25 protein-coding genes are annotated in these 25,284 nt (G+C 66.2%); 12 read left to right on the forward strand and 13 right to left on the reverse strand.

All coding sequences use genetic code 11. From position 1 onward, the window contains the following. Positions 1 to 69: 69 nt before the first annotated feature. From RF647_RS15030 to RF647_RS15045, 4 genes are read right to left on the reverse strand one after another with little or no spacing between them, the layout of a single operon-like run. Positions 70 to 1,542 carry a sugar porter family MFS transporter gene (locus RF647_RS15030; protein WP_368812417.1) on the reverse strand — a complete coding sequence of 491 codons (1,473 nt, stop codon included), beginning with the start codon at positions 1,540 to 1,542 and terminating at the stop codon, positions 70 to 72. Between the two features lie 18 nt (positions 1,543 to 1,560). Beyond that, entirely contained in the window at positions 1,561 to 2,613 is a 1,053-nt protein-coding gene (locus tag RF647_RS15035) for a LacI family DNA-binding transcriptional regulator (RefSeq protein WP_368812418.1), read from the reverse strand. Continuing rightward, positions 2,610 to 3,398, reverse strand: a complete 789-nt coding sequence (locus RF647_RS15040) for a TIM barrel protein (protein ID WP_368812419.1) — start codon at positions 3,396 to 3,398, stop codon at positions 2,610 to 2,612. The genes RF647_RS15035 and RF647_RS15040 overlap by 4 nt, the downstream gene beginning before the upstream one ends. Further along, positions 3,395 to 4,423: a Gfo/Idh/MocA family oxidoreductase gene (locus tag RF647_RS15045; RefSeq protein ID WP_368812420.1), complete on the reverse strand. Its 1,029-nt coding sequence runs from the start codon at positions 4,421 to 4,423 to the stop codon at positions 3,395 to 3,397. The genes RF647_RS15040 and RF647_RS15045 overlap by 4 nt, the downstream gene beginning before the upstream one ends. 336 nt (positions 4,424 to 4,759) lie before the next feature. Here RF647_RS15045 and RF647_RS15050 point away from each other — a divergent pair, with 336 nt between their 5' ends. The 3 genes from RF647_RS15050 (at position 4,760) to RF647_RS15060 (ending at position 6,767) form a co-directional block, all read left to right on the forward strand. Beyond that, the gene (locus RF647_RS15050; protein WP_368812421.1) at positions 4,760 to 5,146 is read left to right on the forward strand and encodes a substrate-binding domain-containing protein; all 387 of its coding nucleotides are present in this window, start codon (positions 4,760 to 4,762) and stop codon (positions 5,144 to 5,146) included. Positions 5,147 to 5,177: 31 nt separating this feature from the next. Then, the gene (locus RF647_RS15055; protein ID WP_368812422.1) at positions 5,178 to 6,077 is read left to right on the forward strand and encodes a TIM barrel protein; all 900 of its coding nucleotides are present in this window, start codon (positions 5,178 to 5,180) and stop codon (positions 6,075 to 6,077) included. Between the two features lie 354 nt (positions 6,078 to 6,431). Next, complete coding sequence (locus RF647_RS15060; RefSeq protein WP_368812423.1) at positions 6,432 to 6,767, forward strand: GntR family transcriptional regulator; 336 nt, start codon at positions 6,432 to 6,434, stop codon at positions 6,765 to 6,767. A gap of 418 nt (positions 6,768 to 7,185) precedes the next feature. Here the strand turns inward: RF647_RS15060 and RF647_RS15065 are convergent, their stop codons facing one another. Together RF647_RS15065 and RF647_RS15070 are read right to left on the reverse strand one after the other, a co-directional pair. Then, a complete protein-coding gene (locus tag RF647_RS15065) occupies positions 7,186 to 8,517 on the reverse strand; it encodes an MFS transporter (protein ID WP_368812424.1) in 1,332 nt (443 codons plus the stop codon). A 26-nt stretch (positions 8,518 to 8,543) separates the two neighbouring features. Continuing rightward, positions 8,544 to 9,593 carry an MBL fold metallo-hydrolase gene (locus tag RF647_RS15070; RefSeq protein WP_368812425.1) on the reverse strand — a complete coding sequence of 350 codons (1,050 nt, stop codon included), beginning with the start codon at positions 9,591 to 9,593 and terminating at the stop codon, positions 8,544 to 8,546. Positions 9,594 to 9,698: 105 nt separating this feature from the next. On the opposite strand from RF647_RS15070, the gene RF647_RS15075 reads away from it, so the two are divergent. From RF647_RS15075 to RF647_RS15090, 4 genes are all read left to right on the forward strand, one after another. Beyond that, on the forward strand, positions 9,699 to 10,628 hold the full coding sequence (locus RF647_RS15075; RefSeq protein WP_368812426.1) for a LysR family transcriptional regulator: 930 nt from the start codon (positions 9,699 to 9,701) through the stop codon (positions 10,626 to 10,628). Continuing rightward, on the forward strand, positions 10,625 to 11,128 hold the full coding sequence (locus RF647_RS15080) for a DUF3237 family protein (RefSeq protein ID WP_368812427.1): 504 nt from the start codon (positions 10,625 to 10,627) through the stop codon (positions 11,126 to 11,128). Before RF647_RS15075 ends, RF647_RS15080 begins: the two co-directional genes overlap by 4 nt. Positions 11,129 to 11,307: 179 nt before the next feature. Continuing rightward, complete coding sequence (locus RF647_RS15085; RefSeq protein WP_368812428.1) at positions 11,308 to 11,673, forward strand: VOC family protein; 366 nt, start codon at positions 11,308 to 11,310, stop codon at positions 11,671 to 11,673. 361 nt (positions 11,674 to 12,034) lie between these two features. Continuing rightward, positions 12,035 to 12,169, forward strand: coding sequence for a hypothetical protein (locus RF647_RS15090; protein ID WP_368812429.1), 135 nt, complete (start codon positions 12,035 to 12,037; stop codon positions 12,167 to 12,169). Between the two features lie 87 nt (positions 12,170 to 12,256). Here RF647_RS15090 and RF647_RS15095 read toward each other — a convergent pair whose 3' ends face one another. Then, complete coding sequence (locus RF647_RS15095) at positions 12,257 to 13,381, reverse strand: excalibur calcium-binding domain-containing protein (RefSeq protein WP_368812430.1); 1,125 nt, start codon at positions 13,379 to 13,381, stop codon at positions 12,257 to 12,259. 417 nt (positions 13,382 to 13,798) lie between these two features. Between RF647_RS15095 and RF647_RS15100 the strand changes: the two genes are divergently transcribed. Both RF647_RS15100 and RF647_RS15105 read left to right on the forward strand, forming a co-directional pair. Further along, the gene (locus RF647_RS15100; protein WP_368812431.1) at positions 13,799 to 14,752 is read left to right on the forward strand and encodes an ABC transporter ATP-binding protein; all 954 of its coding nucleotides are present in this window, start codon (positions 13,799 to 13,801) and stop codon (positions 14,750 to 14,752) included. After that, positions 14,752 to 15,990, forward strand: coding sequence for an ABC transporter permease (locus tag RF647_RS15105; protein ID WP_368812432.1), 1,239 nt, complete (start codon positions 14,752 to 14,754; stop codon positions 15,988 to 15,990). Before RF647_RS15100 ends, RF647_RS15105 begins: the two co-directional genes overlap by 1 nt. 288 nt (positions 15,991 to 16,278) lie before the next feature. On the opposite strand, the gene RF647_RS15110 is transcribed toward RF647_RS15105, so the two are convergent. Next, a complete protein-coding gene (locus RF647_RS15110; protein ID WP_368812433.1) occupies positions 16,279 to 17,469 on the reverse strand; it encodes a cytochrome P450 in 1,191 nt (396 codons plus the stop codon). Positions 17,470 to 17,692: 223 nt separating this feature from the next. Between RF647_RS15110 and RF647_RS15115 the strand changes: the two genes are divergently transcribed. Next, positions 17,693 to 17,887 carry a ferredoxin gene (locus RF647_RS15115; RefSeq protein ID WP_368812434.1) on the forward strand — a complete coding sequence of 65 codons (195 nt, stop codon included), beginning with the start codon at positions 17,693 to 17,695 and terminating at the stop codon, positions 17,885 to 17,887. 678 nt (positions 17,888 to 18,565) lie between these two features. Here the strand turns inward: RF647_RS15115 and RF647_RS15120 are convergent. The 4 genes from RF647_RS15120 to RF647_RS15135 form a co-directional block, all read right to left on the reverse strand. Further along, on the reverse strand, positions 18,566 to 19,240 hold the full coding sequence (locus RF647_RS15120) for a hypothetical protein (RefSeq protein WP_368812435.1): 675 nt from the start codon (positions 19,238 to 19,240) through the stop codon (positions 18,566 to 18,568). A 137-nt stretch (positions 19,241 to 19,377) separates the two neighbouring features. Next, positions 19,378 to 20,148, reverse strand: coding sequence for a hypothetical protein (locus RF647_RS15125; RefSeq protein ID WP_368812436.1), 771 nt, complete (start codon positions 20,146 to 20,148; stop codon positions 19,378 to 19,380). Between the two features lie 2 nt (positions 20,149 to 20,150). Beyond that, on the reverse strand, positions 20,151 to 21,665 hold the full coding sequence (locus RF647_RS15130; RefSeq protein WP_368812437.1) for a relaxase: 1,515 nt from the start codon (positions 21,663 to 21,665) through the stop codon (positions 20,151 to 20,153). Next, complete coding sequence (locus RF647_RS15135) at positions 21,662 to 22,051, reverse strand: MobC family plasmid mobilization relaxosome protein (RefSeq protein ID WP_368812438.1); 390 nt, start codon at positions 22,049 to 22,051, stop codon at positions 21,662 to 21,664. The genes RF647_RS15130 and RF647_RS15135 overlap by 4 nt, the downstream gene beginning before the upstream one ends. Positions 22,052 to 22,266: 215 nt before the next feature. Here RF647_RS15135 and RF647_RS15140 point away from each other — a divergent pair, with 215 nt between their 5' ends. Both RF647_RS15140 and RF647_RS15145 read left to right on the forward strand, forming a co-directional pair. Next, positions 22,267 to 22,602, forward strand: coding sequence for a hypothetical protein (locus tag RF647_RS15140; protein WP_368812439.1), 336 nt, complete (start codon positions 22,267 to 22,269; stop codon positions 22,600 to 22,602). Between the two features lie 756 nt (positions 22,603 to 23,358). Next, positions 23,359 to 23,583 carry a hypothetical protein gene (locus RF647_RS15145; RefSeq protein WP_368812440.1) on the forward strand — a complete coding sequence of 75 codons (225 nt, stop codon included), beginning with the start codon at positions 23,359 to 23,361 and terminating at the stop codon, positions 23,581 to 23,583. A 636-nt stretch (positions 23,584 to 24,219) separates the two neighbouring features. Here the strand turns inward: RF647_RS15145 and RF647_RS15150 are convergent. Further along, entirely contained in the window at positions 24,220 to 25,023 is an 804-nt protein-coding gene (locus RF647_RS15150; RefSeq protein ID WP_368812441.1) for an EcsC family protein, read from the reverse strand. Between the last annotated feature and the right edge of the window lie 261 nt (positions 25,024 to 25,284).

A 25,284-nucleotide genomic window follows, 5' to 3' on the forward strand; every position in this document is an offset into this window, starting at 1 on the left:
GGTGGATGTTCCGTGAGTGGCGATGAGCCCGCCGCCTCGAGTGGCGGCGGGCTCATCGTGAGTGTTCGGTCAGGAGTCCACGTGTTGTGGCTTGTTGATGACGTAGATTGCGCCGGTCGTGACATCTTCCTCGAGTTCCTCGAGGGTGCGTCCGCGGGTTTCCGGCACTGCCTTGTAGACGAAGACGAATGCGACCACGTTGACCACCGCGAAGGCGAAGAACGAGCCTGAGATTCCAATTGCGGCAATGATTGTCGGGAAGAACAGTCCTAGGAAGGCGTTGGTGAGCCAGAGGACCAACACCGACATACCCATGCCGAAGGCACGCATCTTTAGCGGGAAGATCTCCGAGAGCGTGACCCACGTGGCGATGTTCAGGAACAGCTGCATCGAGCCGACGAACAGCACGATCAAAACCAGCAGCACATACGGCTTGATCGGGCTTCCCTCGGGCAGCAGTGTGGCGGCGGTGCCAATGAGGATGTGGCAGATCGTCACCAGCCCGTACCCCAACAAGAACGTTTTGCGGCGGCTGATGCGGTCGATGATGCGCAGGGCGATGATCGCGGTGATGACCGAGATGACCGCAGGCGCGATGTTCGCGATGAGTGCTCCACCGGCCGAGAAACCGGCATCGATGAGCACCCTCTGCCCGTAGTAGAGAATTGAGTTGATGCCGGTCAGCTGCTGGAAGAACCCTATGCCGCAACCGATGAGCACGATGCGGTACAGGTTCTTGTTGCTGAAGATGCCCGCGAGGTCCATCGGGATGAGCTTTTCCTCTTCGTTGGTGACGAATGAGATCTCATCCAGCTCCGGCTTGGCGCGATCCTCCGGGCGCAGGCTTTTGAGGATTTCCAGGGCTTCCTCGTTGCGGCCTTTCTCCACGAGCCACCGCGGGGACTCCGGCATGCGCAGCATGCCGAAGAACAGCACAATCGCCGGCAGCGCGGCGAAGGCCAGCATGACCCGCCAGACCCAGGGGTGCTCCTCGCCCCAGAGGTTGCCGATGATCGCGTTGATGACGATCGCGGCAAGCTGACCGGTGACGATCATCAGCTCATTGCGGCCGGCGAGTGAACCGCGGATTTCGAAGGGCGCCAGTTCTGCCAGGAACACCGGTACCACGGTCGAGGCGGCGCCCACGGCCAGGCCGAGGATGATGCGGCCCACCACCATGATCGCCAGGTTTGGGGCTACGACGCAGAAGATCACTCCGCCGAAGAACATCGCCGCGAGCAGAATGATGGTCTTGCGGCGACCCCAGGCGTCTGACAACCGGCCGCCCGAGATGGCGCCAGCGGCGGCAGCGAAGAGCAGCGAGCTGACCGCTATACCTTCACCGATCGCATCGAGATTGAGCTGGTCGGGCCGGGACATGAGTTCCATCGCACCGTTGATCACGCTCGTGTCGTAGCCGAACAACAAACCACCGAACGTTGCGATGAGTGCCACTGTGCCAAGCCGTTGGCGATACGGCCCCGGAACAAGCGGAGGCAGCGACGGCTTGGACGCGGCGCTGCCCATAGAAGATGTGACCATTTTGGTTTCCTTTGAGGATCAGAGGTGGACAGGAGCGGTGCTGGTGCGGGTGACAAGTTGTGAGGGAATCACGATGTGTTCGCCTGGGGCGGGAGTGTCTGTCGCTGCGGTAGTGAGGTGGCGCAGGGCGAGCTCGACGGCCGTGTGGGCCAGTTGATGAGGGTTTTGGGCCACGGTGGTGAGATCGATGTAGGGCAGGGACGCCTGCTCGGAGTCGTCGAAACCGACCACCGAGAGGTCTTCGGGCACGCTGTGGCCGAGGACCCGGGCCTGGCTGATCACCCCGACGGCGCAACGGTCGTTGAAAGCGATCACGGCTGTGGGGGCGGGGTCTTGAGACAGGAGCTCGGTGACGGCGGCTGCACCTTCGGCCTCCGAGGCGCCGCCGGCCACGATGAGGGCTTGGTCCGCAAGGCCTGCGGCAGTCATGGCGTCTTGATACCCCGCGCGGCGGTCCTGGCCGCCGGCTTCACGGTTGGCGTCGATGTAGGCGATGCGCTGGTGGCCGAGGGAGATCAGGTGTTCCACGGCCAGGACCATGCCCCGGTGGTCGTCAGTGGCGACACTGGCGATGGCTTCCGAGGTGACGGCCCGGGTGACAGAGACGACCGGCAAGGTTCTGCTCAGGTGCTCCAGCCGGTCTTGAGGCAATGAGCTGCCCAGCAGGATCACTACCTCGCACCGGTCGCGCAGCAAGGCTTCGACGGCAGCGTCTTCGGCGCGGTGGGGCGTGATGGCAGAAAGGACGATGTCGTAGCCGTGCTCTTGGGCGGCGAGGTGCAGGCCGTCGACGATTTCTCCGTGGAAGGGCTGCATCGGTTCGAAGGCCACCCCGAGCAGCCGGGAGTGCTGTTGGCGCAGCACGCGGGCGCGTTCGTCACGGCGATAGCCCAGCTCGGCGGCGACCGCCCGCACACGGGCCCGGGTCTCCTCGCTGGCCCCGGGGGCGTCGCGGAAGACGATCGAAACCAGCGGCTGGGAGACCCCGGCCGCCTGGGCGACATCGCGCATGGTGACGCGGCGCCGGCCCGGGCGGCCGGGGGCGTCCTGTGACGCGGAGGTGGGAGTCATCGCCGGGAGGTGGTGAAGGCGTCGCGGAAGCGTTGCAGGGCCACGTCGGGGGTATCGGCGGCAAAGGCCTCCATCGCGACCACTCCTTCGTATCCAATCTCGGTCAGGGCCGCGGCGACCCGAGGGTAGTGGATCTCCCCGGTGCCGGGCTCGCAGCGCCCAGGCACGTCGGCGACCTGGATCTCCCCAATATGCGGAAGAGCCCGGGCGCACAGCTCCACCAGGTTCCCCTCCCCGATCTGGGCGTGGTACAGGTCCAGGTTCAGCCGCAGGTGCGGGCTGTCCACCGCCGCGACCAGGGCCAGAGTGTCCTCGGCCCGTCCGAAGGGCACCCCCGGGTGATCGACGGCGGTGTTGAGGTTCTCCAGGGTGAAGATCCGCCCGTGGCGTTCGCCCAGGGCGGCCAGCCGCTCCAGGGTGCGGGCCGCAGCCAGCCAGTCGGTCCCGGTCACGACCTCATGGGCCACCACGGGCAGGCCCTTGTCATCCAGGCCGGTGCCGTGGACGTTGAGCCGGGGGCAGTCGAGGACCGCCGCCGCCGCCAGGGAGTCCTCGGCGGTGCGCAGCAGCGCGGCGGCCCCGTCCGGGTCGACCAGGCTGCCGGACACGTAGCCGGTCATGGACCCGAACCGGGCCCCGGTGGCGGCCAGGGCGGGCAGGTCCTTGGTGGTCCAGCCCCAGATCTCCACCTCGAACCCGGCCTCGTGCAGGCACCGCACCCGCTGCTCAAACGGCAGGTCGCCGTAGAGCATCTCCGCGTTGGCGGCCAGGGTGAACCCGCTCATCGGGTGGCCTCCGCGACAGAGAGCTCGACGGGGGCGTTGGTGCGGTAGGACTCGATGCAGCCCAGCGCGATCCGCAGCGCATCCCGGGCGGCCTTGGTGCCTGGCCCCTCGGTCGGGGTGCCCAAGGCAGTGTCGACGAAGGCCTGCAGCTCTCCGGTGTAGGCGCTACGCATGGACTGGGTGTCGGCGCGCACCGTGTCGGCGGCGAGGCCCTCGGGGCCGTAGTAGCGCATGCTCGAGGCCGCCAGGTCCCCGGCGGTGACCATGCCGGCCGAGCCGAAGGCCTCCGCCCGGGTGTCGTAGCCGTAGGCGGCCGAGAAGCTGGCCTCGGCGGTGGCGATCGCCCCGTTGTCGTAGCGGATCGTGACCACGGCGGTGTCCAGCAGCCCGGCCTCCTTGAAGTCCGGGGCCACCAGCGCATCGGCCACCGCGTACACCTGTACCGCCCGGGCGGCGGGGTTGAGGAAGTTCAAGGTGTCGAAGTCGTGGATCAGCGTCTCCAGGAAGATCGTCCACGGCGCCACCGCGCCGGGGTTCGCCAGTCCCGGGTCGCGGGTGGTCGAGCGCAGCAGCTGCGGGGTGCCGATTCGCCCGGCCTCGATGGCCGCGCGGGCCTGCGGGAATCCGTCGGCGAAGCGGCGGTTGAACCCGATCCGGAAGACCACCCCGTTCTGATCCACGGCGCGGTGGACCCGGTCGATCTCCTCCAAGGTCATCCCGGCCGGCTTCTCGCAGAAGATCGCCTTGCCCGCCGCGGCGGCCTGCTCCACCAGGGTGGTGTGGAAGCGGGCCGGGGCGGTGATCACCACCGCATCCAGGGCCGGGTCGACCAGCAGCTCGGTGATGTCCGTGTAGGCGGTGTCCACCCCCAGCGACACGGCCAGGCGGGCGGCGGCACCGTCCACGGGATCAGCCACGGCCGCGAGACGAGCGTTGGGAATGGCGCGGGCGATGAGCTGGGCATGGCTGGAGCCGATGCGGCCGGCACCGATCAAACCGACGTTCAAGGTGCGCGAGTCGAACACGAGTTGCTCCTTCAAGAGAGGTCTACGGGGCGAGAACAGGCCAGAACGGGTCATGAAACGTTGTCCTGACAAATCCCTTGGCAGAAACTGTAGTACGTATTAGTGTGAGCGGCAACACATTGCATGGGGTTATTTGTAGGTGCGCATCGAGGCGCGGAGCCTTGCCGAGAGAGGAGCATTTCCATGACTGCACGACGTGTTTCCACCCCGTCCCGTCGGTGGGCATCCCGGTGACGGCTAGCCGGAGCTGCGCTGCTGGTTCCCGCTCTGGCCCTGGCCGGCTGCTCGTCGCAGGGCGGGCGTACGCCCGCCGCGGCCGAGGGGGAGGGCGGCCAGGTGGCCCAGACCGAGCCGATGAAGATCGCCATGGTCACCCACGCCGCGCCCGACGACACCTTCTGGGACACCATCCGCAAGGGGACGGAGGAGGCCTCGGCCAAGAACAACGTGGAGTTCCTCTACGGTTCCGACCCCGAGGGCGGCCGGCAAGCCCAGCTGGTGCAGCAGTACATCGATCAGGGCGTCGACGGCATCGCCGTGACTCTGGCCAAGCCCGACGCAATGCGCGATGTGCTGCAGCGGTCGGAGGAGGCCGGGATCCCGGTGGTGAGCCTCAACGCCGGGGAGAACGAGTTCGAGGAGCTCGGCGCCTTCGCCCACTTCGGGTCCGACGAGCAGCTGGCCGGGGAGGCCGCCGGTGAACGGCCCCGCCACGGGCAGTAGTCCACACACCACACAGAACAGGGATACGTATATGGCAATCATGACCGACCGCCTGGCCGCCGCCCCCATTTCGTGGGGAGTGTGTGAGGCCGAGGGCTGGGGATACCAATTGACCCCTGAACAGGTACTGACTGAGATGGCGGAACTGGGAATCTCCGCCACCGAGTTCGGGCCTGTCGGGTTCTTGCCCGTGGACCCCCAGGACCGCGCCCAAGCACTGCGGGACTACGGGCTCAGGGCAGTCGGCGGTTTCTTGCCGGTCGTCCTCCACGACCAGAACCACGACCCCATGTCTGCGGTCGAAGCCGAACTGGAGGCCTTCAAAGCTGCCGGAGCGCAGGTGCTGGTGCTGTCCGCCGACACCGGAGCCGTCTCCTACGACGACAAGCAGCAGATGGACGATCAGCAGTGGGCGGTCTTCGGGGCAAACCTGGAGCGAGTCGTCCGGCGGGCCGCTGAGCAGGGGATCACGGCTGTGCTGCACCCGCACGTGGGCACCATGATCGAATCCGCCGCCGCGGTGAACCGGGTGCTCGAGGCGACCTCCGTCGATCTCTGCCTCGACACCGGACACCTGCTCATCGGCGGCACGAACCCGCTGGAGCTGGTGCGACAGCACGCCTCCCGCATCGGCCACGTCCACCTCAAAGACGTCGATGCCGAGATGGCTGGGCAAGTCGGACGCGGCGAGCTGGAGTTCACCGCCGGGGTCCGGCAAGGAATGTTCGTCCCCCTCGGCGCCGGCGATTGCCGGATTGCCGAGATCGTCGCCGAGCTCGAGGCCGTCGACTACCCGGGATGGTACGTCCTGGAACAGGACACCATGCTCTCCGGGCCACCACACGGTGTGGGACCGATGGCCGATGTCCGCGCCTCAGCGCAGTTCCTCCAAGCGCTGCCACACACCAGCGTCGGCGCCCGTCCTCGCTAAGCGGCAAAGCTCAGGTGCCCTGCGCACCGATGGGCCTCACCGTCACCGGCGCCTACCGGTCACGTCGGAACATCGATGGCAACCGCCCAGCAACGCCGGCAGGCACCAGGGGCGGCCACCGGTGACAACGCCCGTGCGGAACATACCCTCGGCCTGTTCCCCACGGGCGTTGTCACCCCAGCATCCCTCCGATAGGCCGGACCGCCTCGACACCCATGCAACGGGCCGCGACCTGCCATGCCCAAAGATGCCGCATGACCTTGTGAATGCGGACCCGGACCCATCACACAGATGCCGCCCGCGCCCGGTATTCGCTGTAGTCCCCATCAATCCACGTGCTTCTGGAAGCCCACAATGTCTGCAACGTTGCCACTGGCGATCGACAAAACCTCTCCCATACCCCTCTATTACCAACTGGAGCTGGCCCTGAAGGATGCCATCCGCAACGGAGTGCTAACCCCAGGTGCCAAGCTGGAAAAGGAAAGCGAGCTCGTCGCCCGACTGAACGTGTCACGGATCACGGTCAGGAAAGCCATAGACCACCTTGTTGCTGCCGGGTTGCTGGTACGTCAACCTCACGCCGGCACCTACGTCGCTGCTTCCGACCAGTCGGTCGCCCCCACTCGCCCCACTCCGCCACTTTTCCGTAACCGAAACCCGGAACCACCAGACCAATCGATACCGCAGTAACGGCGTCCTCGGCCCCACCAGGGCATCGACTACAGGGTTAGTCCCTCCCGGGGTTTACATATGGCCGGTTAGGGGACCGCGAGTAGGACGAGCAGGAACAGATTCGTCGTCAGTGACGGCTCACGGAGAATCCAGGCCACAAAGGTGCGTTTGTTGGCCAGGTGATCCAAGGGCCTGGCTCGGTGCCAGCGCACAGGACCCCGATCGATGAGTGGTTGGGCGGAGGTGTCGGGGATGAAGTGGTCGCGGGGATGCTTCGTCACAGTGGCAGATGAATCAGAAGCCTCAACCCACCGTGCTGGCGGTCCCGGTGTGCCCTCACTGCGGGTGCCGCTGGTCTGCCGGCAGTCCCAGTTCCGTCCAGCGGCGGCCACCCCGCGTCGTTGCGAGGGGTGGCCGCCGCGGGAGGGTGGAGTGCTCAGCTGAGGGCCGTGCGGGAACTTTCTTTGGTCAGCAGTACGGCGACCACGCCAGCAGCCAGGACGGTGACCCAGAACACCGCCACCAGGGTGAGGCCACCGACGATCATCAGCCCGGTGGCGATCATCGGGGTAAAGCCGGCGCCGAGCACTGAGGCGCCCTGGTAGGCCAGCGACGCACCGGTGTAGCGGACTCGGGTGGGGAACTGCTCGGCGATGAAGGCGCCGATCGGGCCGTACAGCAGGCCCTGGATCACGCCTTGGCCGATGATGATGGCCACGGCGAAGCCCCACAGTGTCCCGTTGTTGAGCAGGAGCATCAGCGGGTAGGCGGCCACGATGCCCATGACCCCACCGATGGTCAGCATTTTGCGGCGGCCGATGTGGTCGCTCATGCGGGCGGCCCAGAAGGTGACAACGAGGGTCACGACCGCGCCGGCGGCCTTCCAGTTCAGCAGCGCTTCCCGATCCACGCCTTCTGCGGCGGCGATGGAGACGCCCCAGACGGTGAGCAGGCCCTGGCAGCAGTAGAAGCTCGTGGCGGCGATCAGCGCCAGGACCACCGCGCGCGGGTGGTTGCGCAGCACGTCCGTCAGCGGCAGGCGGCGCTTCTCGCCGGCCTCGGCGAGCTGGGCGAACATCGGGGTCTCGGTGACCTTGAGGCGGATCACCATGCCGACGACGATCAGTACCGCGGAGAGCAGGAATGGGATGCGCCAGCCCCATTCCAGGAATTGGTCACCGGTCAGGGCCGAGACGGCCGAGACGACCAGGGTGGCGAGGATGGCGCCGGCCGGACCGCCGGCGTTGGCGAAGACGGTGGCGAAGCCGCGCTTGCGCTGGGGGGCGTGCTCCATAGCCATCAGGGCGGCCCCGCCCCACTCACCACCGACGGCCACGCCCTGGACCAGGCGCAGCAGCACGAGGATGACTGGCGCTGCGATGCCGATCTGTGCGGTCGTGGGCAACAGGCCGATGAGCACGGTGGCTCCGCCCATGAGCAGCATGGACAGCACCAGCATCTTCTTGCGCCCGATCCGGTCGCCGTAGTGCCCGAAGACGATGCCCCCGAGGGGGCGGGCGAGGTAGCCGGCGGCCATGGTGGCGAAAGAGGCGAACAGGGCGACGGCGGGGTCGAGGTTGGCGAAGAAGACGTGGTTGAAGACCAGGGAAGCGGCGGTGGCGTAGAGGATGAAGTCGTAGTACTCGATGGCGCTGCCGACGAAGCTCGATGCCAGGATGCGCCGCATGTCCTTGGTGTTCAGCGATTCCTGGACCGCCGGACCGGGAGGTGGCGGGCTCTGCTGGGTGGTGGTGGGTGTGGTCGTCACAGTGGCTCCTCAGAAGATGATGCAGGTCAGAGAGCGATACGGTCCAGGGCGGGATGCAGGTTGATGACGTCGAGGTCGTCGGGCACGTGGAAGACGCCGTCGAAATGCAGTCGGGCTTCTTGCCACACCGCATCCGGTGCGGTGCCGGGCACGAGGTGGTGCAGGGCCAGCTGGCGGGCCCCGGCCTGCTGGGCGACACGGGCCGCGTCGGTCACGGAGGTGTGGGACTTGTAGTGGTGGTCCCGGGCGGCACGGGAGCCCTCGTCGGTCTTGTCGCCGTAGAGGCGCTCGACGTAGCCGAAGTCGATGGCTTCGTGCAGCAGCAGGTCGGTGTCGCGGGCCAGCCGGATCATGTTGGGGGTGTAGGCGGTGTCGCCGGAGAAGGTGACCGAGCCTTCGGCGGTGTCGAAGCGCAGGCCGAAGGCCGGGGCGATCGGCGGGTGCTCGACGAGGATCGCGGACACGGTGACCAGTTCGTCGCGGTAGATCTCGAACGGCTCCATGTCCGGGGTCGGGTTCTCGTTGGGGTGGTAGCCGGTGCTGGCCGGGACGACGATGTCCTGGGCCTCGAAGAGCTCGAAGGGGGAGGGGCGCAGCGAGTCGATGATCCGGTCGTTGAGGTCCGTGGCGTGGGCCCGCATCAGGGTCTCGAACATCTCCTGCGTCCCTGGGGTCGGGCAGTCCGGGGCAAGCGGGGTGGGCGCCACGACGGCCCGCGGCGAGGCGGGCGGCAGCGCCCCGCGGTTGCCCGGGCCGATGATGCGCACCGGGTCACCGACCCGATCCAGCAGCTCGTAGAGCCCGAAAATGGCCAGGCTGGCCAGGTCCACGGTGTGGTCAGAGTGCAGGTGGGTCAGGAAAATTCCGCGCAGGTCGCGGATCTCCAGGCCGGCCTCGGCCATCCGCCGGCCCACGCCGTGGCCACAATCCACCAGATAGACCGCCTCGCCCACCACGACGGCCGTGGCGATGCCGGTGCGCCGGCTCGCTTGCTCGGCACGCCACCAGCGCGGTCCGCCGGCGGTGCCGAGGGTGACGATGCGGGGCCGTAGGGAGTCGGTGTCCGGAATGCTCACGAGTGTCCTCCAGGAATTGGCGCGGGGTGGGAATGACCTCTAGTGTGAGCTGGGTCACCAGATATGAAAATTCAATTGAACCAATGCGACTCATCAGAGGAACTGATGCCTGAGTTGACCCTGCGACAGTTGCAGTACTTCGTGGCCACCGTGGATCTGGGCTCCGTCACGGCTGCTGCGGTCGCCTGCCACATTTCCCAGGCCGCCGCGTCCATGGCCGTGGCGGAGCTGGAAAAGGCTGTGGGCACACCTCTGCTGGTGCGCAGCCGCTCCCGGAAGGTTGCACCCACTCTTGCTGGGGTGGAGTTTGCCGCCCATGCCCGTGGCGTCTTGGAGCGGGTGGCTGAGGCGCAGGAAGCGATCGCGGAGAGCGCGGGCAGCATGCGCGGACCGTTGCGGGTCGGGGTGAGCCTGACGCTGTCGCCGCGGCTGGTGCCGCCCCTGGTGGAGTACTTCACGCACCAGCACCCGCTCGTGGACCTGCGCCTCAAAGAGGGTGCGCCGCAGGATCTGCAGGAGCAGGTGCGCACCGGGCGCCTGGACGTGGTGTTTCTCTACTCCCAGCAGGCCGACACCGACTTCGACCAGGTCGAGATCGCCCCGGTGCGCCTGCATCTGATGCTGCCGGCCGATCACCGGCTTGCCGGAGCCGAGTCGGTGTGGCTCCGTGAGGTCGTCGAGGAGCCGGCCGTGCTGCTGGACGTCCCTCCTACCGCGGAGCGGATGACGGCGATCGTCGAGTCCGTGGGGCTGAGCATCCGGGTCGGTTGGCGCAGCGCCACCATGGACACCATCCGCACCCTCGTCGGCCGTGGCCTCGGCTACTCGTTCGCCAACAGCCTGCCAGCCACCGGCGCCACATTTGACGAGACCGAGGTGGTGTACCGACCCGTGGCCGACGACGTCCCAACCAACTCCGTGGTGGCAGTCGTGCCAGCCGGACACCGCCCACCCCGCCGGGTCGCCGCAGCCATCGACGTGCTGAGGACATCGATCCGGCAACCGGAAGCCCCTCGAGGAAAGAACTACGTATGAGCAACCCCCGCCAAAAGAACCCGTCTGCACCTGGTACGCCACCGGCACCGCAGCTCGAGTACATCGCCACCATCGACGTCGACGTCGACGCCCCGATCACCGTCGGTGCCACCGTGGACGGGGTGCGACGCGTGGTCCCGATCCGCGGCGGCCGGGTCCACGGTCCCGGAGTCGCCGGCCGGGTGCTTGACGTCGGGGCGGACTTCCAGCAGTACCCCACCGAGGATCTGGCCTACCTGGCCGCCGACTACGTCCTGGAACTCGACGACGGCCACCGCATCCTGGTGCAGAACCGCGCCCTGCGCGCCGGGACGCCGGAGGACCTGCGCACGGTGATGGCCGGTGGCACCGTTGATCCCACCAGAATTTATTTCTGCTGCGTGCCACGCCTGACCGCCGATGAGGCCGGCCCACATGCATGGATGAACCGCACCCTGTTCATCGGCACCGGAGAACGAGGACCGGACGGCGTGCTGATCCAGGTCTTCCGCGTCGGCTAGAACCCATCTTGTGAAGTGGTCCTCAGATGTGGTGTGACAGGGGTGGCAAATGCTGTCATCAGGACAGTCTTCAGTTACGGCAACCTCGTATAAGACCGATACCGGGCGCTGTCCACGAAGAAGGTGGTGGAGTAGAACTCGCCCGCCGGGAAATGTTGATCCGCAGCTACCATTCCGTCATGACAGCCCAGCCTCGCCATCACTCGATCGACTACGTGGAACTGACCGTCACCGATCTCGCCGCGGCGAAAGCTTTCTATGCCGAGGCATTCGGCTGGCGACTTGTCGACTACGGTCCCGAATACGCCGGCATCGCCTCCCCAACCGATGACGGCGCCGAAGTGGGAGGACTGTTGGCCGCTTCCGAATCGCGCCCAAACGGAGGCCCCTTCGTGCTGCTCTACTCGGAGGATCTGGAGGAAACGCAGCGGGCCATCGTCAAAGCCGGTGGGCGCATCCTCCAGGCGCCGTACACGTTCCCGGGAGGCCGGAGACTGCATTTCGCCGACCCCAGCGGCAACGAGCTCGGGGTATGGGCGAAGTAAGAACGGCCAGCGATCAGAGCTTCGGGCTGCGCCCATCCCGGGGACGACCTCCATGCCATCAAGAACCTCCAGGATCACGCACACCGACTGAACCGCGCCCACAATTCGTGGGGCGTGCGTCTGTGCTGTCCTCGGTAGTCCAGTAATTGCCGGTCTTGCCTAACGACAGCGCGTGGCGCCCGGGCTCGGTGCCGGTGGCCTGACTACGCTCGAGCTGACCAGTAGTCCGGCGTTGCAGAGGAGCTCATCCCGTGTCCGTGGAGATCGCCGAGGACGGTGCCGTGGTGGCCTCCGGCCACCGGGTCGACTACGCCACCACCTACAGCTGGGCCGTGGACAACCCGAGAAGATCACCTCGCTGGTGGAGGACACCAAGGCGTTCGTCACGGTGATCGCCGAGGCCGAGACCGCCCCGCTCGAACGACAGCAGTCCGCGGTTCGCGAGGCGTTTACCGCTGGCTGGCCCAAGCAGCCCGGGGACTCCTGGAGCTCCTGAGTATCGACCGATGACACGGAGAAGCCCCGCCCTCCTGTTCCCTGCCGGGACGAGGAGAAGCGGGGCTTCGTGCTGATGGGGGTGGGCTCAGCTCTCGCAGGCCACGCCGTCACCGTCACGGTCGAGCTTCGGGGCGTAGCCCGGGGACCCGGCGTAGAGCGGGGCCGCACCGGCGGCCTTGGCCGCGGAGCAGTTGGCGAACGCCGCGGCCGGAGCCGCCGGCACTGCGGGCACCGGCTCGGGCTTCGGAGCGGGAACGACCGGGGCCGGTGCCACTGGGGCTGGCTCGGGGACGACCGGCTCGGGCACTACCGGGGCCGGCTCAGGGGCCTTCTGCGCCGGGACAGGTGCTGGCTCGGGCGCCTCCTCGGCCGGGGCCGGGGCGTTGGCCTCGAGGTCGGCGACGACCGCGGCGGTCGGGACTTCCTGGCCTTCGCAGTCGGCGAGGACCTCGGTCATGGCGGTCTTCTCTGGGACGGTGACCCACAGCTCGTACTTGGCCTTCACTGCGATCTGGATGGCGACGAACTCGCAGCGGAAGTCCACATTCGGCGGCAGCCACGCATCGGCGGGCTTGTCGGACTTCGCCTGGTTGGTCGGCCCGTCCACCGCCAGCAGGTTCAACGGGTCATTGGCCAGGTCCACGCGCTGGTCCTGGGAGAGGTTGCGGGCCCCGGTGATCCAGACATTGCCCAAGGAGACCACGTGGTCGATCTGGATGTCGGAGGAGGTGGCCGGCCCGCGCACGAAGTTGATCGTGGTGTCGGTGTAGGGATCCGGGTTCAGGAGTCCGGAGTCGACCGTGCATCCGTCGGCGGAGACGACGTCGGCGAGGTCGCGGTGGAGAATCTCCTGGCGAGTGTCCTCGCAGTCGCTGTCGGCGTCGATCCACCCGCCGAACAGACGATCGCGGTCGTAGTCGGACATGGTGCCCCGGGCGGCGACCTTCAACCCGTTGAGCGCGGTCAAAGCCTCGGAAGATGCGGCCGCGGGCGCGGCCGGGGTCTGAGCCGGAGTGGTAGCGGGCTCCGCAGACGCGCTGGAAGCCGTGGGTGAGGGAGCCGCCGTGCTCGCAACGGTGGCGGGGCTGCCACCGGGGTCGGCCGGGGCGCTCGAGCAGCCGGCGAGCAGGGCCAGGGCCATGGCCGCCGAGGTCCAGGCCGCGGCGGTGCGGCCGCGGGCGCGGCGGGAGGCGGAGTGGGAGAGGGGCATGTCGCTCCTGGGGGAGGGGCCGGGTCATCTCGGGGATCACGGAGGTACCCGGCACGGGGGATCGAGGCGTCTCTCATCCTCCTATCGGCCGGTCACCAAAGCGAACAGGCCGTGGATGTGACGGTCCAGCCGCAGCACGTCACCACGACAGGCTCTCGTGCGGCCCTGTAACGGCCTGCTGGCGCCAGTTATCGGTGGGAGGAGGCCAGCTGAGGGTCACCGGGCGGGAACGCGGTGTCCCGGAGCGAAGGGACGCCCCCCACCATCACTGGTGCAGACGACCGAGCATGGGGAGGGCTCCGAGGCATCGCGGGCAGCAAGGACGCGGCACCAGGATTCCCTCGAGGCGCCGGAGGCAGGGCTCCGGCGGCGGTAAGCAGCGCCTCCGTAGGCTGGACGTATGCGAAAGAGAACACCATGAGTGAGCCGCTGGTCCACATTGACGACTTCCGGATGGTTTTCGGGAACACCACTGTCATCAACGACCTGTCTTTCGACGTGCACGCGGGGGAGACCTTCGGTTTCCTCGGCTCCAACGGGTCCGGCAAGACCACGACGCTGCGGGCCCTGTTGGGGATCTATCAGCCCACCGCCGGGGTCCTGCACATCAACGGCAAGACCTTCGAACCCGCCGACGGCGCCCGGCTCGGGTACCTGCCGGAGGAGCGGGGGCTGTACAAGAAGGAACCGGTGCTCGAGACCATGACCTACTTCGGCCGCCTCAAAGGCCTCGACAAGACCAAGGCCAGGTCCTGGTCGCTGGAATACCTCGAACGCGTCGGACTGGCCGAAAAAGCGACCGCCCGTCTGGACAAGCTCTCGGGGGGTCAGCAGCAGAAGGTGCAGTTGGGGGTGACGATCATGAACACCCCGGAGCTGTTGATCCTGGACGAGCCGACGAAGGGCTTCGACCCGGTCAACCGCCGGCTGCTGATGGACATCATCGAAGACCAGCAAAAGGCCGGGGCGACGGTGGTGATGGTGACCCACCAGATGGAAGAGGTCGAGCGGCTCTGTGACCGGGTGATCCTGCTCAAGGACGGCGCCTCCCACGCCTACGGCACCGTCCGCGACGTCCAGGAACAGTTCGGCGGCACCACCTACCGGCTCACCCACACCGGTGCGCTACCACCCTCACACCACTACACCGTGCTCAGTACTCAGCCGGCAGGGGAGGGGCAGGTGTCCGAAATCGCCCCAACACCCGGGGCCGATGAGACCACCGTGCTCACCGAACTCGTGCGCACCGGCGTCCCGGTGTCCGGGTTCGCCACGGCCCGGACCTCGTTGGAGGAGATCTTCATCCGGGTCTACGGCACCGACAGCCTCGACGACGCCACCCAGCCCGAGACGGTGGGGGTGGGGGCCTGATGGCGCAGCACAATCTCTCCACCGTCGTCGGGTTCGAGTTCCTGCGGACCGTGCGCAAGCGCGGGTTTTGGATCGCGATTCTGGTGGTGCCGGTGGTCATCGCGATCATCTTCGCCCTGTCGTTCACCTCCAACTCCTCGATCAGCGACTCCGAGGACGCCCAGGCCGAGGCCGAGATCGCCTTCGCCTACACGGACGACTCCGGGACGATCCCGGAAGAGTTGGCCGCCGCCTACGGCGGGCAACCCGCCACCGACCCGACTGCGGCGATCGAGGCGGTGAAGGCCGGGGAGCTGGACGCCTACTTCGCCTACCCCGATGATCCGGCCGTCCAGCCGATCGAGGTGATCGGTGCCGACCGGGGGCTTTTCGACAACGGGGCCTACGAGGCGGTGGCCGAGTCCCTGCTGACCACCGCCGCCCAGGCCCAGATCGGGGACCCGGGCCTGGCCGCGGCCGCGGCCGGCGAGCTCAGCGTGGAGTCGACGATCTTCCGGGACGGGGAGGTCACCGGTGGGTTCACCGAGGCGATCGCCCCGCTGGGGTTGCTGGTGGTGTTCTTCCTGGTGATCGTGATGCTGTCGAACCAGATGCTCAACTCCACCTTGGAGGAGAAGGAGAACCGGGTCACCGAGATGATCCTCACCACGGTGAACCCCACCACGCTGGTGATGGGTAAGATTTTGGCCGTCTTCGCCGTCGGGGTAGTGCAGATCTTGGTGCTGCTGGCCCCGGTGGTGATCGGCTACGTCTTTTTCCGGACCCGGTTGAACATCCCCGACCTCGACTTGAGCCGGCTGCCTCTGGATGCGGGGACCATGGCCGTGGCCTTCTTGTTGCTGGTCGGCGGGTTCGTGCTGTTCACCGGGGTGCTGGTGGCGATCGGGGCGATCATGCCCACCGCCAAGGACGCCGGGGTGATCTTCGGGCCGTTGATCTTCGCGATGTTCATCCCTTTCTATGCCATCAGCCTCATCATCTCCGACCCCGGTGCGCTGATCGTTCAGGTCTTCACGTTCTTCCCGCTCACGGCCCCGGTGACCGCGATGCTGCGCAACGGCTTCGGCACCCTCGGCCCGCTCACCGCCGGCATCGTGATCGCCGAGCTGTTCGTGTTTGGGGTGCTGGTGCTGCGGGTGGCGGTGCAGCTGTTCCGCTACGGCTCCATCGCCTACACCGACAAGCTCAACCCCCGGGCCGTCCTGGGACGACGGCGCCCGGCCACGACGAAGAACTAACCTCACCCGGCCACCGCCCCTGATGGGCGGTACGGCAACACTTGAGGCCCCGGCGCACTATGTGCCGAGGCCTCAAGTGTTGCCGGGGCGTCCATGGCCGGCGGCGCTCGGCCCTCGCAGGCGGTGCAGTACGACACCGCGCCCGCCTGGCGGGTGAGCCGGGAGCGGTGCCGGGCCGGGAAGCAGGAGTATCAGGTGCACTCGCGATGCGCTCCGGAGCCCGAGGAACACAGGAGATGGCCACGTGCCAGGAAGTCACGTTCATCGAGCGTGCCTGGACGACCGTGGTCACCAGGTGACGGGCAGCTCGTGGAGGCCGTAGATGTCGGAGTCGTTCTTGAAGGGCAACTCGTCGACGGGAACGGCGCACCGGAGGTCGGGGATGCGCCGGAACAGGGTGTTGATGACGATCTGTAGCTCCAGGCGGGCGAGGTTCTGGCCCAGGCACTGGTGCGGGCCGTAGCCGAAGGCGAGGTGGTGGCGGCCGCCGCGGTCGATGTCGAAGGTCTCCGGGTCGGTGAATACCTCCGGATCTCGGTTGGCGGTGTTGGAGAGCCCGAGGACGCCTTCCCCGGCGCGGATGAGCACCCCGCCGATCTCCACGTTTTCCAGGGCCACCCGTGAGGTACCGAGTTCGGCGATCGTGAACCAGCGCAGCAGCTCCTCCACGGCATCGGGGGTCCTGCTGGGGTCCTGGCGGATCACGGCCAGGTCCTCGGGGTGCTCGATCAGTGCCAGGACGCCTAGGGAGATCATGTTCGCGGTGGTCTCGTGACCGGCCACCAGCAGCAGGAAGGCCAGGCTGACCAGGGTCTCATGGTCTACCGTGCCCTTTTCCTGCTGTTTGCGGATCTGGCGGCCCAGCAGATCGTCGGTGGGATCCTGCTGCTTCGCGGCGATCAGTCGGTCGAGGTAGGTCAGCAGTTCGCCCAGTGCCTGCTGGATCTGCCGCACCGCCACACTGCGGGAGAGCAGGGTGGCGGAGCGGGTCTGGAAGAAGTCGTGGTCGGCGTAGGGCACCCCGAGCAGCTCACAGGTCACCAGTGAGGGCACCGGCAGGGACAGTGCCGGCACCAGGTCCACCGGGCGGGGTCCGGCCAGCAGGGCATCGATGCGTTCGTCCACGATCTGCTGGATGCGCGGGCCCAGTGCGGTGATCCGTTTGAGGGTGAACTCTCCCATCACTGCTCGGCGGGCCGGCCCGTGCGCCGGCGGGTCCATGCCGAGCAGGCTCAAGGACACCGGGATCGTCTCGTGGGTGAAGGCCGGGAACCCGGGATGGTTGCGGTCGGAGCTGAACCGCGGATCGGCCAGCATCGCGCGGATGTCCTTGTGGCGGGTCAGGGCCCACACGGTCATTCCGGAGGGCAGGGTGACCCGGGAGATGGGCGCCTCTTCGCGCAACCTCAGGTGCTCGGGCGGTGGGGCGTCGGGGCACTGCCGGGTGAGCGGCAGGGTGACGGGTTCGGTGGAGGTCATGGTGCACCTAAGTCCTGGTAACCGTACGGCGCAGCTTCTTCCGTGGTGGTCCACGCTACCGAGCCGCTGGAAACCCGTCCATATACGTCATGACCAGCGACGATAGATGTCCGAAGGAAGAGCGCTCCAGCCGCCGCTGTTACATCAAGGAGGGCGGGGACTCATCCACCCGCGACATGGCACTGACACCTTCCCGGGGTCGGCCGGGGACGAGGGGGCGGACATGCGGGTCAGCGTGGACGACACCAGGTGCTGCAGTTCCGGGCAGTGTGCCGCCCTGGCGCCGGAGGTGTTCGACCAGCGCGAGGAAGACGGCGTCGTGATACTGCTCGATGTAGCACCACCAGAGGCTGCGCACGATGCGGTCCGCGAGGCCGCGATGGCCTGCCCGGCCGCCGCGATCCTGCTCGACCCATAAGGAGTGCGAGGTTCCCCTCGGCAGAGCCGTCTCCATGACCGGCAGCGGACTCGGCCCAGCACCTGGCCCCGGCCGAGGGGTCGGCACGTGACGGGGAGAGAGACCCGTCATGCCTCTTCTGGGATACGCGGATGGTGACTTTACATAATCACGATTATCGGCGCATTAACCCACAGGGCTCCTGCACGTGCTAAGACTTTTGTCCGGCGGTTTTTCTAGTTACAAAATGCGCTGTGGGAGGCTGTGCTGTACTGGGCATCGAACTACTCACTAGGTATCGAGTTGTTTTGATCAGGATTCCTATGCCTGGGGTGGACTCGAGATTGTCGTCCACACGGACGTCGCCAAGTTTGTCGACGGGCATCTCGGTCTAGTAGTACTAGCACCATATCGACATCGCTGGCCGCTCCATCACCTTCACCTCGTGCGCCCGCGGGTGGCGCCACGAAAGGCAGGGATGCGTCGCTTGGTTTGTGGCGCGCCTGGAAAGAACCCGCGCACCGCCTCCTCCACCGGGTTGGCAGCGTGGTGGCGCAACTACGTCGACCTCACCATGCGCGCACTACCAAAAGAAAAAGTCCCCGTTTACGGCTGCACGCCGCGATAACACGTCTTAAAGTTTTTGTTCCTGACCCTGCAGTTCCAGTCAGAGGAACTTTTTCATACAAGAAAAGAATTTTAAACTACGGTGAATGTAGCCGTTCCTGTTGCACCTGTGAGCTGATCCGTCACCGTAACAACGTAATCACCTGGTTCAGTATATTCCTGGACATTGTCGTCGCTGAAACTGATGCTGCCTTCATCTTCAAAGGTGCACTCGTCCGCCTCCATCGCTGCTACCCACTGAGGACCAGCTACCTCCGCATGAATCGCGCACTCGAGGTTCTCGTTCACAGTCCCGTTGCTTCTAATGGCTTGCCACGTGTACGAAACTATTACTTTGCCATGTTGGTCATCTCGTTTAAAACGGTTTGGACCAACTTTTTCGCCATATATCACATTACGCGGTTCACTTATGCTGACACGGATGCTGGCGAGCGTGGGTGTCGGCGAGGATTTCAGAGTAGGTGGGAGGGGCGGGGGTGGAGGCTCTGCAATGACCGTGGGAGGTTCAGAATTCGGCGACACAGGCTTATCGGAAGGCGCTGCCGTAGGTGGAGGTGGAGTAGGGCCCACTTCTGTCCTTATGTAATCAATAAGAGGGGGCACGCCCAGAAGAGCAAGTACTATAACCACCGCCGCCCCAATTGATTTTGCAAGCAAATCGGAAACTGTTCCTGATATTACGCCTTCAATAATCCTATTTTTAGACGGTCGATCTTTATTGAGGGGATCTGGATCGTTATGAGACACCAGCGCACTTCTCCCTTCACCCTTCATTGAACGAAGGAGCGATCATAGCCCGCACCCATGATGGGAGGTTGGAACACCGTTCTACACCAAAGTGAAGTCAGGTGCTTCTTTACTACTGCACACAGTAGAGCACTGGGCTATTCCAGCCCTAGACCTCTTTGCCTGCCGACCCTGGGGCCGATGATCTTGCGCACCCTGGGGCCCTGCTTGGCGGAGCGCACCGCTTTAACCGGCGGCGTCCCCTGGTCCCGGTCCGCGGCTAGACGGGCCTGCACACCGTCGCGGCCGGCTTCGGTCCTGCCGAGGGCCGCCATGAGGCTGTCCGCTAGGCGGGCCCTGCGGTCTCCGGAGTCCCAGAGCTCTTCGGCGTCGGAGGCCGCGTGACGGGTGTCCGTGTCGTTCTGGAGGTCTCCTTGTGCGGCCACGGCGGCGTTGCGGGCGGCTTCGGCGTGGTCCCGCTGCGCGTCTTTCACATCGCGGGCGGCCATCTCCTGGTCGGGATCGTCGGTGCGCTGCTGTTGGGGTGCGTGGTCGTTCAGGTAGTCCTCCACGGACAATCCGTGGCGGTCCTTCACCTCCGTTTCGATCCGTGCCCGCGCGGTCTTGGCGACCTCGTCGTAGTCCTCCCACTGGCAGGCCAGCCCGTAGTGGCCGGCGATGTCCTCAGGTTTCGCGTTCTCCCAGAACCGGTCTTGTTCCACGGGGGCGAGCTCGGTGCGCATCACGGCGCGTTCGGCCTCGAAGCGCTCCTGGAGCTCGCGTCGCCGGTGCTGCTGCTCCGTGACACGTTGGCGGACCTGCTCGGCGCGTTGCCGGGCCATCATCTCGCCCCAGCGGCCGGCCACGGCCATCGCCGCTTGGAGGTCCCGGGAGAGCAGGTCGTTCACGCCGTCGGGTTGTGTGCTCATCGCTACAGCTCCATTCCGTGCTCGTCTCGGGTGTGATCCATATAGGGGCGCACCGTGGCAGTGGTTCCTTGGGTCTCCCGCAACGTCCCGCGGTCACGGGCGGGTCCGGCGTGAGAGGCCGAGCGTGTAGGGGCGGAGGTCTCCACCTCGGGTAAGGGGGCGGCGACGGCGGCCAGGTGCTGCTCGAAGGCGTCGTTGATCAGCCGGGTCTCCCGCAGCTCCTGGTTGGCCTGGTGCATCTCGTAGAACGCCTGGGTCATCCGCAGCATCTGATTCATGATCAGCGCCTGAGCCACCGGGGACGGCGCCCGGGTGGCCGCCAGCAGGAACGCGGTGGTGCCACTGGTGCGCAACGGTGGCTCCAAGGGGGTGGTGATCTTCACCCCGGACCGATGCGCGGACCGAGCCAGCACCCGGGCAGTGCGCCCCAGCGGCCCCTGGCCGTCCTCGGTCGCATGGGACCAGGCCGCGAACACCCCGGAGGCTTCCCGGGCCGCGTGTGCCCATGACTGGTGATCGTCCGGGGCAATCTTCACCAGCCGCCGGCGCACCTCCTTCAACTCCCCGGCCAACCGCCGGGCGGTCTCCTCATCCAGTACCGCACCGGGGGCGTCGGGGTGGACGATGCGGCGGTGCCGCTTGGCCGCCATCCATTCCTCTGACGCCTCCTGCGCCGAGACCGGGGTGTCCGGCCAGCGGGTCCGCAGGGACGGGAGGGTGAGGTCCTGGGCGAGCTTGCCGCCCCCGAACCACAGCGGCCGCATTCCCTTCGGCGGACGCTCCGCCACCGAGTATCCGGTCACTACGGAGTCCGTGCCGGCGGCGAAGCGGGGGTGCACGAGCAGGTTGGCCCGGCGCATCAAACGGACGAACTGCGCCTCCGATTCGGCGGCCACCGCGCACGCGCGCACGGTGCGCTCCAGCGCGAAGCGGGTCGGCTCCCTAGTGCTGTCCCAAGCGATCTCTCCCTGCTGCAGCCACCGTTCGGAGTGGTTGCCGAGCTGGATGAGGTTGAAGTCCTTCTCGATGCCCCGGGCGACCTTCTGCGCCCGCGCGTAGTCGTGGCCGTCGGCCCACTTCGTCCCGTCCTCACGGATGGTGGAGGCCATGATGTGGATGTGGTCGTTGCCCTTGGTGGAGCGCCCGTGATGCACCGCCACCCACTGGCACGGGGCCTTGGCCCCGGCCTCGGTGAAGTCCATCCCGTCCATGAACTTACTCGCGATGTCGGCCCATTCCTGGTCGGTGACCTCACGGTCCTGGTACGGGATCGACAACGAGCAGTGCCAGATGTGCTTGGTGTCTGCATCAAAGCCCAGCATCCGCCGGTTCAGATCCACCTCGCGGGCGATGCCTACCGCGGCGTCCTCGTTGAGCTGCACATCGTCGTACCACGCCATGATGAGCGGGGAGCCGCCCACCAGGTGCGGGTCGGTGTGCTCGTTGGACCGCCCCGGACCCACGAGGTACTTCATCAGCCCGACCGGCTTGTCACCCTTGGTGATGTTCGGGATCACGGCGCGAGCTCCTCAAGCTTCGCCAGCACTTCCTCACCGAACCGCCGAGCCTCCCGCATCGTCTCGACCGCCTCCGGCAACACCTCACCGGTGCTGTTGGCGTGCCGGGCGATCTGGTTCACATTGTTCGAGATCGTGGCCATCAGCCGGCGCATCGCCAGCAACTCCGCCAACTGGTTCCGCCGCAGCTGCACCGCCACCGGATCGGCAGAACCGAACACCGCCTCGACCATCAGCGCCGAGGGTGACAGCCCGGTCTGCTGCTCCAGCACCATCAACGCAGCACGCTCGGCTTCCGACATGGACACCCGGACGTACTGGGTCTTGCCCTCGATCCGCTTCCGCCTCGACTTCCACACGTGGCGCGGATTCTCGCCCTCCACCACAGCACCTCCTTTCCTTGCCGGCCCAGCGCAGCGCCCCCACTGAAGTGGGCCCCACACGACCAGTGTGCCACCGCAAAGCCCCGCGGGCTAGCGGTGCACCCGTTTTATGGCACATAAAACATAGCTTTGCTCCGCTGGGGCACCACGGGTGCGAAGCGCCGGCTCAGCGCCCGTGGACGGTGGAACGCACGGTGTGCGTCCGTTAAGGTGGGGGCATGGCGAAACTCACCGACCCCCAGCAGGCCGAGGAAGCCGCCCAGCGGCTGCTCAACGACCGGATGGACTACGTCCGCCGGGCGATTGCTACTCGCGGCGCCCTCGATGAGGCTCGCGAGGCCCTCAAGGAGGCTGAGAAGAACGACACCGCCGCGTTCCAGGCCGCCGTGAACAATGGTGGCTGGACCGCCGAAGAGCTACGCAAGATCGGTCTGGCTGCACCGGATAAGGTGCAGCGTGTGCAGCGCCGTCGCAAGGCGACCAAGAACAGCGCCGGCTCCAGCACCGACGGTTCCCAGAAGCAGACGATGGAGCCTGCGGCTGCAGCCTCCTGACAGATCATGACCGTGGTTGAGGTACTGGCCCCGTGCCCACATGTGCACGGCAAAAGCTCCATCGCTCCGCGGCTTTTCCCGCACCCATGATGGACAGCGGGGACCCCAACCGACCACCCGACCACAGCCGGCAGGTCACCTAACGCGCGCACGTGGCACTTCTGCTTCCGCCGGCTATGGACGGCTTCCACTCCGAGCGGTCACCGAAAGGAGCTGGGGCTGCTCCGCTTCGACGGAGCAGCCCCAGCTCGTGCATCGTCACATCGTGACGCTCTCCCGGTGCCTATTCTCATGCACCGCTATCAGCTCTAAGTTGGGGCCCACCTTGTACCAACACCAGGGGGAAGCATGACCAAGTGGACATCAAAACTGAGCACCGCGACACTCGCCGCTGCTCTTGTCGTGGGCGCCTCCACTCTCGGAGCCGCACCAGTTGCAGCCGCTCCACCGGACAACGCCAGTTGCACGGGTCGGACTGTGTCCAATGGGGCACAGAACGCCCCAGGCCCATTCGGAGGCATCGTCCACCAGTACGCGACCTACTACGGCGATGAATGGGGCGAAAGCATCTCCAAGGAAGCACGCACCAAGGGTGAATGCCCGGCGCCTCTGCCCTTCCCTCCGGCGGGGTAAATACAACAAGAAGTGCACCGGGAACTCGTCCCCCCTAACCAAGGGCAAGCAACCCAGGATGCGCCCCAGGGAACGTCACTCAGGCGAGTGGATCACGCAGTGACCAGTGCACCAGGAGATGACATGAGAATCATGCACCGCGTCGGCGCCGCTTTGGCCGCCGCGACGCTGCTCGCAACCGGGATCACCGGACCAGCCGCCGCCGACCTCCGACCACTCACCGACGACGAACGCGCCGCCGCCCGGGAAAAGGCCACCAGGGCTAGATCCGCCTCGGAACAACCACAAGACGGCACCTTCGTTACCCAGCGCGTCAACGAGAAAGAACCCAGAGAAAGGACGCCGTAACCCGTCGCACCGCTTCGACAGGCAGTCCACCCTCGCCGTGGAAGGGCCGCCCAACGTGGATCTCCACAGAACGGTATCCGCCCCCGTTACCTTCTTCGGGGGCGGACACCGTTCGTCTGAGCCCCTCTCAGCATTGGTGCTTACAACTAACCCCTGCCCCTGGCCACCCTGCGGATCCGTGCCATGGAGGCGGTGACAATCTGATCTACGAGACAGTCCCGTGAACGTCCGGTAGTCCCATCACCGTGCTGGAGCACTCCACGTGGTCAAGCTTGGCGAACAGCTCTCGGAATGGACCAAGGCTGACATGGCTGTGGCTCACGGGCGCCGAGCCGGCCGCCACCAAGTCACGATCGAGCGCCCGATGATCATCACACCCGGAGGCCACGCGGGCGCGCGACCTCCAAACCCAAGGGCTCACCCCGGCAGACATCGGCAAGATCATCGGCGTCGGGCGGGCCACCGTCGACCGATACCTGAGCTTGGAACGCGACTGAAGCAAGCCGCCTTCATGCCGGGGTAATCAGTGCTGGGCTGTCACCGACATCAGTGGGGTTCCCCGGCTGCTCCGCTCAAGACTTCCGGATGGGGATCGGCTGGCGCTGAGACCAAGGTGACTACTGGGAGGCGAATCGATCAGTCGGCGGGGAACATCGCTTTCGCGGTGCGGCCGATAACGCTGGTCATGGTCGCGTCCACCCCGCCGCCGATCACTCCACCGACGAGAGGTACACCCTTCGCCAAGGTTATGAGCGAACGCTTCGATCCGTACTTGGCCAGGAGCATGAAACCGGCCTTCTTGTTAATCTCGCGAATCAACTTTATCGGGAGCTGCTTGATCGCCTGCATCGCCATCTTCTCGCCAACCTTGATGCCGATTGTCGTCGCGATCTGTTGTGCGTTTGAACCCACCGCGATGAGCGTGGCTACGGTGCGGACGTGCGGATCCTTGGGGTCATACCCTCGCAGGTAGGCGATGGCAGCGGCGAGACGAGCGTTGATCACCAGTGCGCCCGCCATGTTCGCGGGAACAGTTACTGGCATCGCGATGAACCCGCCCAGCCCGGTCACGAAACCGCTAACACCGGCCGCTTCGACCGACTCTACGATCAGTCTCTTGATCGCCTTCTCGACATCATCGTGCTCTTCCGGCCGGACTTTCCGTGTCGGTTCGGCGTTGGGCTCGTAGCGGGTTCCTTGGACGCGGGCCAGCCGATCCTCCGCCCATGTGATCGACCCCGCTAGTGGACCGACACCTGTGTCGATCACCTTACCGACCAGCTTCAGGAGTTGCTCGGACGCCTTCTCAGCGGTAGTTGCCGACGCCTCCTCGGATTCGGGGGCGCTCTGATCGGCCATCGCGATTCCTCTCTGAAATTCTTGCGTGAGGGCACCGAAGGCGAGAAATTCACCACCGGACAAGGCAATCGATATCAACATCAGGGGAATCGATCACCCTCTTTGGACTTTAGCGGACCACAGGATCCCTGGCAGTGCATCAGGAGCGCAACGCCGCTGAGGTAACTGCCGTGACTCACTGGCCGCTAACGCGGCCATATGTAAAGCCGGGGACGGAGCCGTCTTGACTTTGCTCTCCATCTGGCAACCAACGGCCCTAAAAGGGTGGCTGACCTCTCTAACTCAGTCGGGAGGTCACCAACCCTTGCTGAAACAGGGGGTGGGGAACTTGCACGTGCTTGT

This window comes from Kocuria sp. CPCC 205263, from assembly GCF_040981075.1.
In the GTDB taxonomy this organism is placed as follows: Bacteria; Actinomycetota; Actinomycetes; order Actinomycetales; family Micrococcaceae; genus Kocuria; species Kocuria rosea.